This window comes from Streptomyces stelliscabiei, from assembly GCF_014873495.1.
Classification (GTDB): Bacteria; Actinomycetota; Actinomycetes; order Streptomycetales; family Streptomycetaceae; genus Streptomyces; species Streptomyces bottropensis.
In genome coordinates this window covers 5,110,534-5,123,211 of the sequence record NZ_JADBGF010000001.1, presented here as the reverse complement: position 1 = coordinate 5,123,211, position 12,678 = coordinate 5,110,534, and the positions used below count along the sequence as shown (strand labels likewise).

Below are 12,678 nucleotides of genomic sequence, written 5' to 3'. Positions count from 1 at the left end.
GCCGGAGCGCGGAGGTGGGCCCGCCGGTTCGGCTACCACCAGTCCGTGCACTGCACCGCCTGGCCGCCCCCGCCGCCGCAGGCACGGAACCGGTAGTTCGGGCTGTTGTCCGTCACCTTCGCGGCGCTGGTCAGGGGCTGGCCGTCCCGGCTTGCCCGGAAGGGGCCGCACTGGACGTGGACGTCCCTGCCGTTGAGCGTCCAGTCCATCCAGATCTCGTCTCCCACACGCGGGGCCGAGAGCGCGGCGAATCCGTGGACCCGACCGTCGATGGTGGTGGCCCGCAGACTGATCCGCCCGGACAGCCCCTGCGGGTCGGAGCGCAGGGTCTTGTCCGCCGGGCCGGCAGGCACACCGACCAGACTGTCGGAGATGTCGCGGAAGCCGTTGGCCCCACGTTCGCAATCGGACCGGGCCGCCAGTGCCGTGCCCGGCGCGGCGACGACGACTCCGCCTGCCAGCAGCAGGCCGGCGGCGGCGGTGCAGGCTGCTCTGGCCAGTGGACGACTGATCATGTCAAGGACTTCCCCTCGGGCGACGGACAGCGTGTACGGCTCAGCTGTGGGCACCGCGTGCCGAACCCGGCGGCGCCGCCCCAAGACAAGCACGGGGGACGGGGATCACTGTTCCGGCGATTCCCGGGTTGTGCCGGCGCGCCGGGTGTGCATGCCCAGGTGCTCGGGAGCGCGTCGGCCGCCTCGAAATGCCGCCCCCCACACGCCTCACCGTCTCAACGCCTCAACGCCTCAAACGCGAAGGGCCCGGTCCAATGGACCGGGCCCTTCTTCTGCGGTAGCGGAGGGATTTGAACCCTCGGTGACTTGCGCCACACTCGCTTTCGAGGCGAGCTCCTTCGGCCGCTCGGACACGCTACCGAGGGAGACCTTACAGCAAGGTGGGGCGTGCTTTGAAATCGGTATCGAGGGGGTCTCAGCGGGTGCGGAAGAACTCGGTGAGGAGCCGGGCGCAGTCGTCGGCGAGGACGCCTTCGACGACCTCGGGGCGGTGGTTGAGGCGCCGGTCGCGTACGACGTCCCAGACGGAGCCGGTGGCGCCGGCCTTCTCGTCGCGGGCGCCGTAGACGACCCGGTCGATCCGGGACTGCACGAGCGCGCCCGCGCACATCGTGCAGGGTTCGAGGGTCACGACCAGGGTGCAGCCGGTCAGCCGCCATTCGCCCGGTCGTCTGCCGTCACCGCCCCTGACCCCGTCACCGCCCTTGACCCCGTCGCCGTCCTGGCCGCCCTCGCCGTCTTCGCCGGAGGCGGTCCGCGTCGCGGGAGCCCGCAGGGCGGCGGCCGCCCGGCGCAGGGCCAGTACCTCGGCGTGGGCGGTCGGGTCGCCGGTCGCCTCGCGTTCGTTGTGCCCGGTGGCGAGGACGGTCGTGCCGTCCGGGGCCAGGACGACCGCGCCGACCGGGACGTCACCGCCCTCGGCGGCCCGCCCGGCCTCGGCCAGGGCGAGCCGCATCGCGGACCGCCAGGGGTCACGGACGGGATCGGGTCCGCCCGGTGCCGCCGCGTCGGTCGCGTCGGTCACCGGGGGAACGCAGCCGATGGACTCGGCGGACTCACCGCACTCAGCGGACCGTCTCCAGGACCTCCGACGCCCCGAGAGCCTCGGCGATCGAGCCGAGGGCGTCGTCGGCGTCGAGAGCGCGCAGCTCCTTCTCGCCCACCCCCAGGTCGTCGAGGATCTCGGTGTCGCCGACGGGGCTGTGCGGCACGGCCTCGGCGGACGTGTCGTCGTCCTCGTCGTCGGACTCGCCGTCCTCGGTGCCGTCGAGATCGAGAGACTCCAGGTCGGCGGTGTCGTCGCCGGGCTCCCTTCCGAGCAGTTCGTCGGTGAGCAGGATCTCGCCGTAGCTGCTGCGGGCAGCGGCGGCGGCGTCCGACACGTAGATACGAGGGTCGTCCTCGCCATCGATGCGGACGACGCCGAACCAGGCGTCCTCCTGCTCGATGAGCACCAGCACCGTGTCGTCGCCGGGCGAGGCTTCACGGGCCAGGTCGGCCAGATCCGACAGGGTTTCCACATCGTCGAGCTCTGTGTCGCTCGCTTCCCACCCGTCTTCGGTGCGCGCGAGCAGTGCGGCGAAGTACACCGTGACTCTCCCACTGGTCATAGGTGTGCCGGTCGGGGGTCCCCCCGGCGGACGTTGTGGATGGGGAGGCTTGCGGTCCGAGCCCCACCCACTCGGAATCGTGGCAGAAACGGAGCGCTCAGGGGACGTCTTCGGCTCCCTGTGTCCGGCTCTTTTGATCGCCGGTGGGGCCGCCGTTCACCTGGGCACCTGTTGCCGCCACCAGCGGATCGTACGCGCAGATCCCGGCCGCATATGCACGGCCACCCCGTGAACGCCCCACTCGGGCCCCACGAACACGTCGCACGGGTCCCGTGGGAGGGGAGGGCGCGGGGGAGGAGCCGAGAGGGCGGGGCGGCCGGGTCACCAGCGGAAGGTGCGCATGCGCATGGCGTGGCGGAGTCGGGCGGCCTTGGCGCGGCGCGGCTGGACCCGGTCGCGCAGCTCCCGCGCCTCCGTCAGTTCCCGCAGGAACTGTGCCCGTCGGCGCCGACGGGCCGCCTCGTTCTCCCGCCCGCCGCCCTGCGCCTCATCAGCCATGTCCGCCACCTCTTCGGCCCCTCGCACCGCCACCCGCGCCTTTCCCGCCGCTTCCCGAGCCGCGTTTCCGGTTCCCCGCCCCGTCCTGTCCGCCGGGGGCGTGGCGCGCCCGGTCGTCCGCGCCGTCTCGTCCGCCGGGGGCGCCGTCCGTTCAGCGGTCCGCGCCGGTCCCTTGCCCGTGCGAGCTGCCCGGCCGCCCGTCCGCGCCGGCGGGCCGGCGCCCCGCGCGGTCCCGGTGGGGGTCCGCGCCGTACCGCCGGGCGGCCGCGTCGTGCGGTCGGCCGTCCCGGCGGAGGCCTGCGGCGTCACTCGGCCGCCTGGTCGTTCCGCTCCCTCGGCCGTACGCGTCGTACCGCCCGCTGTCCGCGCGGACCTTCCGGTCCGCCGGTCGGGCGCGTTGCGCCGCTCGGCCGGGTCGGGTCCCGTGCGGGTGCCCCGGGGACGTGGGGAAGCGTTGTTCGGGTCTGGCATGGGCTCACCACCGTCAGGCGCCGGTCGTTCCGTCGTCGCTCCGTTCATCCCACTTTCCCGCCGATGGCGGGTTTGATGCCATCGGAAAGGTGCGGCGGGTGGGGGACGGTGAGGGGGCGCCCGGGCCTGTTGCCCCGGTTACTGTTGTGGACATGCGTCTCCACGTCGTCGACCACCCTCTGGTCGCCCACAAGCTCACCACGCTGCGCGACCGGCGCACCGACTCCCCGACCTTCCGTCGCCTCGCCGACGAACTGGTCACCCTGCTCGCCTACGAGGCCACGCGGGACGTGCGCACCGAGCTGGTCGACATCACGACGCCGGTCGCGTCGACCACGGGCGTCAAGCTCTCCCACCCGCGCCCCCTCGTGGTGCCCATCCTCCGGGCCGGCCTCGGCATGCTCGACGGCATGGTCCGGCTGCTGCCGACCGCCGAAGTGGGCTTCCTCGGCATGATCCGCAACGAGGAGACGCTGGAGGCCTCCACGTACGCCACCCGCATGCCGGAGGATCTCTCCGGGCGTCAGGTGTACGTCCTCGACCCCATGCTCGCCACCGGCGGCACCCTGGTCGCCGCGATCCGCGAGCTGATCGCCCGCGGTGCCGACGACGTGACCGCCGTGGTGCTCCTGGCCGCACCCGAGGGCGTCGAGATCATGGAGCGGGAGCTGGCGGGCTCACCGGTGACGGTGGTGACCGCCGCCGTCGACGAGCGCCTCAACGAGCACGGCTACATCGTGCCGGGCCTGGGAGACGCGGGCGACCGGCTCTACGGCGCCGCGGAGTAGCCCGTGCGTGTGTAGGCCTTCGGGGTCAGCAGGTTCTGGTGGTGCTGGGCGTCGGCTCGGGCCTGGTCAGATCGGCCAGGGCCCGGTCGGCGTCCTTCTGCTTGCTGAGGGCCTTGAAGCCGGTGCCGATGACGAGGTCCACCTCGGTGGCCTTCGTACGACCGTCGGTCTTCAGCCGCGCCCCGGTGAGCTGGGTGTTGAGGACGGGCAGCGCCGCGTCGGCGGCGGCCTTCGCGCCGAGCAGTATCGCGGCGCCCTTGACCTTCTTGTCGTACTCCTTGGTCGCGTTGCCCACGTTCCCGATGCGGAAGCCACGCTTCTTCAGCTCGGCGGCGGTCTCCTTGGCGAGACCGGCCCGGGGCGTGGCGTTGAGGACGTTGACGGTGATCCTGCCCGGTGCGGGGTAGCCCTTCGCGGACGCCCCGGACTTCCCGGCCGGTCCGCTCGCTCCGGGGGACGGGCTCACGCGGGACGCGCAGTCCGCCTTGGGGCCGGCCGCGGCGGCCTGGTCCCCGTCACCGGTGAAGACGTCGATGAGCTGCAGGGTTCCCCAGCCCACGAGGCCCAGCGACGTCACGGACGCGAGGACGGCGAGGACGAGCCTGCGCCGCCTCCTGGGCCGACGCAGCTTCGGGTACTTGTCCCCCGTGATCCGGTACTGGCCGCCCATGCCGGGAGGGGTCAGCATGCTCATGGGCGCAGCGTAGTGCCGTTGGACGGTGATGCCTACTAGATGATCATTCACCGCGCTGTGGTCCAACCCGAAAGGGCCAACCGGCTTCCGTGCGGGCTAGTCCAGTTCCAGGACGCGGGCGTGGAGCACCTGGCGTTGCTGGAGGGCCGCGCGGACCGCGCGGTGGAGGCCGTCCTCCAGGTACAGGTCGCCCTGCCACTTCACCACGTGCGCGAAGAGGTCGCCGTAGAACGTGGAGTCCTCGGCGAGGAGGGTCTCCAGGTCCAGCTGCCCCTTGGTCGTCACGAGCTGATCGAGGCGGACCGGGCGCGGCGCGACGTCCGCCCACTGCCGGGTGCTTTCCCGGCCGTGTTCGGGGTACGGTCGGCCGTTTCCGATGCGCTTGAAGATCACACGGAAAGCCTACCGGTCAAGACGTTCCGGGCGCAGCCATGGCGGCGGAGTGCGGGGACGGAAAAGGTGGAGCGAAGTAGGGCATACCGGTGATTCCGTGAGGGTCCGGTGGCCGTCGTGGGTGCCCGACGGGGCTCTTTCGGGGGTGCGGCGCGTCCGCTGCGCGGCGCGGGTCGGGGATTCTCCCGGGGTGTCGCCCCGGTCGCGCCGGGGTTCCTCGTCGCGTCGTCCGGACTTCTGCGCAGGGGTGCCGCGATGTCGCCGGGAAGTCTTCGGAGCCGCGCCACGACTGCTCCCGGTGGCGTGGGTGGAGCGCGCCCCGGGGCGCGGCCGTCGGCTCCGCCTCCGCGGCTACTTGCCGGAGGCCTTCGCCGCCTTGGCCGCCGCCTTCATCTCCTGCTTGTGGGCCCGGACCTTGGCCAGCGAGTCGGGGCCCTTGATGTCGGCCACGGAGCGAAAGGCATCGGGGTCGCCGTAGGACCCGGCGGCCTCCCGCCAGCCGGTGGGGTGGACGCCGAGTTGTTTGCCGAGGAGGGCCAGGAAGATCTGGGCCTTCTGGCGGCCGAAGCCGGGGAGGGATTCGAGGCGGGAGAGCAGTTCCCCGCCGGTCGCCGCGTCCTGCCAGACCGCGCTCGCGTCGCCGTCGTAGTGGTCGACGAGGTACTGGCACAGCTGCTGGATCCGCTTCGCCATGGAACCGGGGTAGCGGTGCACCGCCGGTTTGGCCGACAGCAGCGCGACGAACGACTCCGGGTCGGCCGCCGCGATCTCGTGGGCGTCCAGGTCGTCCGCGCCGAGCCGGTGCGCGATGGTCCACGGGCCCCTGAACGCCCACTCCATCGGCACCTGCTGGTCCAGCAGCATGCCGACCAGCGCGGCGAGCGGACTGCGCCCGAGGAGCTCGTCCGCCTCGGGGTCCTGGGCGAGGTGAAGGGTGACGTTCATGCCCCGATGATCGCCCGCCGGGCGGCCCGCCGCAGCCCGGCCCCGGGCGAGGGCGCCGGCCGCCTCACGGGCGCCAGTAGCCCAGCGCGTGCGTCCGCTGCTTCGGTACGCCCAGTTCCTTGCGGAAGTACGTCGTCAGGGAGCGGGTCGTCGTGGTGTCGCAGGCGATCCAGACGTAGGGGGTGGGGGTGTTCGCCAGGAGGGCGGGGGCGTCGGCTCTCACCTGGGTGAGGAGGCGGGCGCCGGCGTCCTGGCGGGGGACCGGGCGGAGGTCGTGGCGGGTGGGGTCGAGGCGGAGGGGGAGCCCGCCCGCCTCGGGGGTGGGGGCCCCGGTGTCCGTCGGCGTCTCGAACCAGATCGTCGCCGGGGCCGACGGGAGTGCGCCCAGGAGGGAGTTGAGGGCCGGGAGGGAGGCCGGGTCGCCGACGGCGAGGAGGTGGGACGGGGTGGGGTCGGGCTCGGTGAAGGCGGTGCCCTGGACCGTGGCCTCGATGGTGTCGCCGGGCTTCGCGGTGCGGGCCCAGTCGCTGGCGTGTCCGTCGTGGAGGGCGAACTCCAGGCTGAAGGTGCCGGTGGCCGGGTCGGGGTCGACCAGGGTGTAGGCCCGCTGGTGCGGTTTGCCGGCGGCGTCGAACCACAGGCGTACCCACATCGTCGGGTGGACGCCGGTCGTCGCGAGCATGCCGCCGTCGGTGAGGTGGACCCGGCGGTAGTGCTCGGTGACCTGTTCCGCACCGGTCACCGTGAGGACGAAGTCCTTGCCGCGGAGCAGTTTGAGGACCGCTCCCTCCCAACCGTGCCCCTGCCCCATGGCTTCTGCACCCTTCCCGTACGCTTTGATCACCGATTGCTTAGGTGAGGCTAACCTAAATCACGAGGGGAGCGGGGACGAGAATGCGGGACATCGGCGGGCGGGAGCAGGTCCGAGGGGGCATGTCGAGCCATGGACCCCGGGGATCGCAGGGGGCGCGAGGGTCACAGGGACCACAGGCGTACGGGACGTACCGCGACGCCTGGGGCATCCCCCACCTCCGCGCCGCAGACGTCCGCGCTCTCGCCCACGCCCAGGGCCGGGTCACCGCCCTCGACCGCGCCTGGCAACTGGAGGTCGAACGCCATCGGGTCCAGGGCACCACCGCCGCCTTCCTGGGCGTGGACTCCCTCGGCTGGGACCGGTTCGCGCGGCGGGCCCGTCTGGCGGACACGGCGCGAAGATGCTTCGACCGGCTGGAGAGAACGGACCCGGAGACCGCCGACTGGGTCCGCGCGTACGTCGAGGGTGTGAACGACGGGCTGGCCGAGGGCGGGCGGCGGGCGCCCGAGTTCGAGCGCGCCGGGCTCGTGACCGGGCGCTGGGAGGTCTGGCATCCGCTCGGTGTGTGGCTCGCCACGCACATCCTGTTCGCCGGGTTCCCCGCCAAGCTCTGGCGGGAGGAGGCCGTACGGCATCTCGGTGCCGACGCGGTCGGGCTGTTCGCCACGGACGGGCCCGCCACCGCCGGCAGCAACGGGTGGCTCGTCGACGGCTCCCGTACGGCCACCGGGCAGGCCGTCATCGCCGGTGATCCGCACCGGTTCATCGAGGCACCCGGTGTCTACCAGCAGATCCACCTCTCCTGCCCCGAGTTCGACGTCGTCGGCCTCGCCGTCCCCGGTATGCCGGGCATCGCGCACTTCGGGCACACCGGCGACGTGGCCTGGGCCATCACCAACGCCATGGCCGACTACCAGGACCTGTACCGGGAGCGGCTGCGGCCCACGGACGGCGGCGTGGAGGCACTCGGTCCCGACGGGGTGTGGCGGGCCGCGCACCGGCATGTGGAGGTCATCGAGGTCGCGGGCGGGGAGCCGGTGGAGGTGGAGGTGATCGAGACCGCGCGGGGGCCGGTCGTCGTCGGGGGGCCGGACACGGGTGAACCCGGTCCGGCCGGTCCCCTCAGCCTCCGCTGTCCGCCCCGTGTCACCGGGGACCTCGGGCTGAGCGCGTTGCTCCCCCTCCTCCGGGCGCGGGAGGTCGCCGAGGTGGACCGTGCGTTCGACGCGTGGGCCGAGCCGGTCAACGTCGTGCTGGCGGCGGACACGCGGGGCGGGGTGCTGCACCGGGTGGCGGGGCGGGTGCCGGTGCGCGGCCGGGACAACCGGACCCGCGTCGTCGCGGCCTGGGAGCCGGGGCACGAGTGGCAGGGGTGGCACGAGATGCCGTACGGCGTGTTCGAGGACGGCGTCGCGGTGATGGCCAACCAGCGTGGCCCGGCGACCCCGTTGGGCGTGGAGTTCGCGCCGCCGCACCGGGCCGAACGCATCCGCGCGCTGCTGGACGAGCGGCGGGTGTGGTCCGCCGCGGAGATGCCCGCCCTGCACATGGACACCCATCTCGCTTCCGCCGGGCCCCTGTTGGACCACCTGACCGCCCTCGCCGAGACCGCCCCCGGCACGCCGGGTACCGAGGGCGGGCCCGGAGGCGGATGTGAGCGCGGGTCCGGGCCGGCCGCGGGGATCAGCCCGGCCGCGGCCGCGCTCCGTGACCGGCTTCTGCGCTGGGACCGGCGGATGGAGGCCGACAGCGTCGACGCGGCGGCGTACGCGGCGCTGCGCGGGGCGGTTGTACGGCGGCTCGCGGCGGAGCCCGCGTTCGCGGCGCTGGCGGTGCCGCCGGCGTACCCCGAGGTCTTCCGGCCGTGGCTCTCGCTCACCGTGCGGATCGGGTTCGCGCTCGAACATCTGCTCAGGGCGCAGGAACTGTACGGGATCGACCGGGCCGCGCTCGTGCGCGAGGCGTTGGAGGAGGCGGCCGGCGCCGCGATCGGGCCCTGGGGCGACAGCCACCGGCTCGTGCCGTGGCGCGCGCTCCCGGACGACGGCAAGGACACGCCCGACGAGCCGGGGCTCGCCGGGGACCACGACTGCGTCCTGTGCACCTCCGCCGTCCCCGGCGTCACCGATCTCAGCGCGCGCGGCCCGGCCGCCCGTTACGTCTGGGACCTGGCCCGGCGCGAGGACAGCCTCTGGGTGGTGCCGTTCGGGGCGTCCGGCGTGAGCGGTTCGGCCCATCACCGCGATCAGCTCCCCCGGTGGCTCGGGGGAGACCTCGTCCCGGTCGTCACCGACTGGGACCGCCTCACCCGCGAGGACGGGGACGACCCGGCACCGGGTGGGGCGGGAAACAGCGACGAACAGCGAACAGGACAGCGAGGAGAAGTGCGATGAGCGTCGAGTCGTACGGCGACCGGGTGGCCGTTCACGAGCAGGTGGCCGACGGGTTCGGGACCGTGCGGATCCTGCCGTTGGACGCGAGGGCCGACGCCGGGGTGGTCCATGGCTGGGTGAGTGAGCCGAGGGCCGGGTTCTGGGGCATGAACGGGCTCACCGAGGAGCAGGTCCGGGAGGTGTACGAGGGACTGGCGGCCTACGACACCCACCACGCCTACCTCGCGGTGCACGACGGCGAGCCGGTCGGACTGCTGCAGACCTACGAGCCGGAGGCGGACCGGGTCGGCGAGGCCTACGAGGTCGAGCCCGGGGACATCGGCGTCCATGTGCTGCTGGCGCCCGCCGGGGAGGGCGGAGGGCGGCCGGGGTGGTCGTCCTCGGTGCTGGCGGTCTTCGCCTCGTACGTGCTGGTCGGGCTGGACCGGCCACGGGTCGTCGTCGATCCGGACGAGCGGAACGAGCGGGCCATCGCGCGGTTCACCCGTCAGGGGTTCGAGCGCGGGCCGGTCGTCGTCCTGCCGGAGGTCGATCTGCCGGAGGTGTACCTGCCCGAGAAGCGGGCCCGGCTGGCGTTCCTGCGGAGGGAGAGCCTGCGGGGCTGGTAGGCCCTAGCGGTGTCGTGGGCCGGTGGGCCGGTCGGCCGGGCGGCGGGGCGGCGGGGCGGCGGGCGCGGTGACGGACGCGGTGGTGGACGGACGCGGTGGTGACGGACGGAGGGGTGACGGACGCGGTGGTGGCGGGCGTAGCCTCGGGCGGATGACTCCCGAAGACCTCATCGCGCACTACGCGTTGGAGCCCATCCCGCGTGAGGGCGGCCGTTTCCGGCAGACCTGGGCGGGGCCCGAGCGGGACGACGGGCGGCCGGAGGGGACCGCGATCGTCGCCCTGCTCACCACCGAGCCCGGCGACTACTCCGCACTGCACCGGCTGCCCGGCGACGAGATCTGGCACTACCACCTCGGCGACCCGCTCCGGATGCTGCTGCTCGCCCCGGACGGGTCCTCGCGGGTCGTCATCCTCGGACCGCGGGTGCTCGACGGGCAGCACGTGCAGTACGTCGTGCCCGCGGGGACCTGGATGGGGGCGAGGGTCCCGGGCACCGCAGACGGCCGTGGCTGGACGCTGTTCGGGTGCACGATGGCGCCGGGGTTCACCTTCGGGGGATACGAGCACGGGGACGCGGCGGAACTGGCGCTGCTCCACCCGGACCGGGCCGCCGAGATCGGGGAGCTGGGGCGGGCGTAGGTTCGGGGGTGCCCGGAGGCGGGGCGGGCCGGTGCGGATCGCGTTGAACGCGGCGTTCGCGGCGTCCGTACGTGTTCGAGGAGTCCGAGAGCCGGCGACCGTGGATCCGGAGCACTACGTGGACCGACGCAGGTACAGCGACCCAGTCGAGGACAGGGGCGGCGACAGCGGCCCCGTCGAGGGCGGGGTCGGCAACAGCGGCAGAGGTGGGGACCGGGGCGCGGGGCGGCCGGGCCGAACCTGCGGCTTCGGTGGCCACCGCGGCCGGGCCGGAGACCGGAGCGGCGGCCGGGGCCGTGGGATCCGGCGCCTGGTGCTGCTGGGCACCGCGCTGATCCTGTTCCTCCTCGCGGGAGCGGGTACCGCCTCCGCGCACGCCGCCCTCAAGGGCAGCGACCCCGTCGACGGCAGCGTCCTCGACGCCGCCCCCAAGGACATCACCCTCCGCTTCACCGAGTCGGTGAGCCTCCTGGAGGACTCCATCCGCGTCGTCGATCCGGAGAACCGGGCGGTCGACACGGGCCGGCCGGGGCGCGCGGGCGGCCGGTCCGACACGGCCGGTGTCACCCTGCCCGGCGGCCTCGCCGACGGCACCTACACGATCGCCTGGCGGGTCGTCTCGGCCGACAGCCACCCCATCTCGGGTGCCCTGCTCTTCTCGATCGGCGAGCCCTCCGCGACCGCCGCGGTCCTGCCCTCCGACCTCACCGAGGACCCGCTCACCTCCTCCCTCTACGACATCACCCGCTACTTCGCGTACGGCGCCCTCGCCCTGCTCATCGGCGTGACCTTCTTCCTGGCGGTCGTGCTCGGGGGCCCGGCCGAGTCGCTGCGCAAGCTGCTCCTGGCCGGCTGGCTGGCACTGCTGCTCGCCTCGGCCGCCCTGCTGCTGCTCCGCGGGCCGTACGAGCGGGGCACCGGCATCGGGGCCGCCCTCGACCTCTCCGTGCTGCGCGAGACGCTGGTGAGCCGGCCGGGACTCGCGCTGCTGGCCCGGCTGGCGCTGCTCATGGTGGCGGCCCTCGTCCTCGTACGCCGGCGGGGCGACGCGTGGGGGAAGGGCGCTCTCCTCGGCGGTGCGCTGCTCTCGGTGGGTCTCGCCGGGACCTGGGCGGCCGCCGAGCACGCCTCCGCCGGTATCCAGGTGCCGGTCGCGATGACCTCCTCGGTGCTGCATCTGCTGGCCATGGCCGTCTGGCTGGGCGGGCTGACCGCGCTGCTCACCGTGCTGTACCGGGCGCCGGAGACCCTGTCGGCCGCCGTGGTCAACCGTTTCTCCCGGCTGGCCTTCGTCTCGGTGATCGTCCTCGTCGTCACCGGCGTCTACCAGTCCTGGCGCGGCCTCGGCTCCTGGTCCGCCTTCACCTCCACGGCGTACGGGGAGGTCCTGGTCGCCAAGCTGGTCGCCGTGCTGCTCCTGCTGGTGGCGGCGGCGTTCTCACGGCGTTGGACGGGGCGTCTGGGGGAGGCCGGGGAGTCTCCGGCGGCGGCTCCGGCGGCGGAGGCTGTCGCGTCGAGGCGGGAGGCCGGGTCGGACGAGGCCGCCGCGGGGTCGGACGAGGCCGCCGCGGGGTCGGTGACGGCCGTCGTTCGCGAGCGGGCCGAGGTCACCGAGCGGGCGGCCGTGGCGGTGGCGGCGCGGGTGACCGGGCGGGTGGGCGAGGGGGCGTCCGCTGTGACCCCCGCCGCCGTGTCGTCCGCCGACGCGCCCTCGCCTGACCAGGGAGCCGGCGACGACCGGGGAGAGGCTGGCCGGGGCGACGGAGGCCGGGGCGACCGCGAAGGCTCGTCGGCCGAGGATCCCTTGGCGGCCGATCCGCCGCGCCGACGCCTGCGGCAGTCGGTGCTCGCGGAGTTCACCGTCGCGGTCGTCGTCCTGGTGATCACCACCGTGCTGACGGGCACCCTCCCGGGCCGGGCGGCGGCGGAGATCGCCGAGGAGAGCGCGAGCGAGGCGGCCGGTGGGGTCACGGCGTCCTCGACGACGATCCCCTTCGACGTCGGCACCCCGAACGGGCACGGCAAGGTCCAGATCGACCTCGGCCCCGGGCGGGTCGGCAAGAACTCCGTGCAGGCCGTGGTCTTCGGCCCCGACGGCGGCATCGCCACCGTTCCCGAACTGCGGCTCACCTTCACCCTCAAGGCTCAGAAGATCGGCCCGATCGACGCCAAGCTCACCGACCGCGGCGGCTACTGGGTCACCGACGAGCTGCGGCTCCCCCTGCCCGGCAAGTGGACGATGAGGCTCACGGTCCGTACGACGGAGATCGACCAGGTCACCGTGGAGAAGCCGGTACGGGTGAGCTAGC

13 protein-coding genes and 1 tRNA gene are annotated in these 12,678 nt (G+C 73.7%); 5 read left to right on the top strand and 9 right to left on the bottom strand.

What is annotated here, in order from left to right:
• Positions 1–32: 32 nt before the first annotated feature.
• From H4687_RS22610 to H4687_RS22590, 5 genes are all read right to left on the bottom strand, one after another.
• Positions 33–515 carry a hypothetical protein gene (locus H4687_RS22610; protein WP_046919221.1) on the bottom strand — a complete coding sequence of 161 codons (483 nt, stop codon included), beginning with the start codon at positions 513–515 and terminating at the stop codon, positions 33–35.
• A gap of 275 nt (positions 516–790) precedes the next feature.
• A tRNA-Ser gene (locus H4687_RS22605) sits at positions 791–875 on the bottom strand.
• Between the two features lie 55 nt (positions 876–930).
• A complete protein-coding gene (locus H4687_RS22600; RefSeq protein ID WP_046919223.1) occupies positions 931–1,470 on the bottom strand; it encodes a nucleoside deaminase in 540 nt (179 codons plus the stop codon).
• Between the two features lie 109 nt (positions 1,471–1,579).
• A complete protein-coding gene (locus H4687_RS22595) occupies positions 1,580–2,104 on the bottom strand; it encodes a tRNA adenosine deaminase-associated protein (protein WP_046919220.1) in 525 nt (174 codons plus the stop codon).
• 342 nt (positions 2,105–2,446) lie between these two features.
• On the bottom strand, positions 2,447–2,623 hold the full coding sequence (locus H4687_RS22590; RefSeq protein ID WP_167358634.1) for a hypothetical protein: 177 nt from the start codon (positions 2,621–2,623) through the stop codon (positions 2,447–2,449).
• 623 nt (positions 2,624–3,246) lie between these two features.
• Between H4687_RS22590 and upp the strand changes: the two genes are divergently transcribed.
• The gene (gene upp, locus H4687_RS22585) at positions 3,247–3,882 is read left to right on the top strand and encodes a uracil phosphoribosyltransferase (RefSeq protein ID WP_028797105.1); all 636 of its coding nucleotides are present in this window, start codon (positions 3,247–3,249) and stop codon (positions 3,880–3,882) included.
• A 25-nt stretch (positions 3,883–3,907) separates the two neighbouring features.
• Here the strand turns inward: upp and H4687_RS22580 are convergent, their stop codons facing one another.
• From H4687_RS22580 to H4687_RS22565, 4 genes are all read right to left on the bottom strand, one after another.
• Positions 3,908–4,552, bottom strand: coding sequence for a LytR C-terminal domain-containing protein (locus H4687_RS22580; protein WP_046914513.1), 645 nt, complete (start codon positions 4,550–4,552; stop codon positions 3,908–3,910).
• A 120-nt stretch (positions 4,553–4,672) separates the two neighbouring features.
• Positions 4,673–4,969, bottom strand: a complete 297-nt coding sequence (locus H4687_RS22575) for a type II toxin-antitoxin system VapB family antitoxin (protein WP_046914512.1) — start codon at positions 4,967–4,969, stop codon at positions 4,673–4,675.
• 351 nt (positions 4,970–5,320) lie between these two features.
• Positions 5,321–5,914 carry an HhH-GPD-type base excision DNA repair protein gene (locus H4687_RS22570; RefSeq protein ID WP_050398389.1) on the bottom strand — a complete coding sequence of 198 codons (594 nt, stop codon included), beginning with the start codon at positions 5,912–5,914 and terminating at the stop codon, positions 5,321–5,323.
• Positions 5,915–5,978: 64 nt separating this feature from the next.
• Complete coding sequence (locus H4687_RS22565) at positions 5,979–6,725, bottom strand: siderophore-interacting protein (RefSeq protein ID WP_192781707.1); 747 nt, start codon at positions 6,723–6,725, stop codon at positions 5,979–5,981.
• Between the two features lie 122 nt (positions 6,726–6,847).
• Here H4687_RS22565 and H4687_RS22560 point away from each other — a divergent pair, with 122 nt between their 5' ends.
• The 4 genes from H4687_RS22560 to H4687_RS22545 all read left to right on the top strand — a co-directional run bounded on the left by H4687_RS22560 (position 6,848) and on the right by H4687_RS22545 (position 12,677).
• Positions 6,848–9,121: a penicillin acylase family protein gene (locus H4687_RS22560; protein ID WP_404819284.1), complete on the top strand. Its 2,274-nt coding sequence runs from the start codon at positions 6,848–6,850 to the stop codon at positions 9,119–9,121.
• Positions 9,118–9,729 (top strand): GNAT family N-acetyltransferase, encoded by a 612-nt coding sequence (locus tag H4687_RS22555; RefSeq protein WP_050398388.1) that lies wholly within the window; start codon positions 9,118–9,120, stop codon positions 9,727–9,729. Before H4687_RS22560 ends, H4687_RS22555 begins: the two co-directional genes overlap by 4 nt.
• 151 nt (positions 9,730–9,880) lie before the next feature.
• A complete protein-coding gene (locus H4687_RS22550) occupies positions 9,881–10,369 on the top strand; it encodes a cupin domain-containing protein (protein ID WP_050398387.1) in 489 nt (162 codons plus the stop codon).
• A 313-nt stretch (positions 10,370–10,682) separates the two neighbouring features.
• Complete coding sequence (locus tag H4687_RS22545) at positions 10,683–12,677, top strand: copper resistance CopC/CopD family protein (protein ID WP_050398482.1); 1,995 nt, start codon at positions 10,683–10,685, stop codon at positions 12,675–12,677.
• Position 12,678 lies beyond the last annotated feature (1 nt).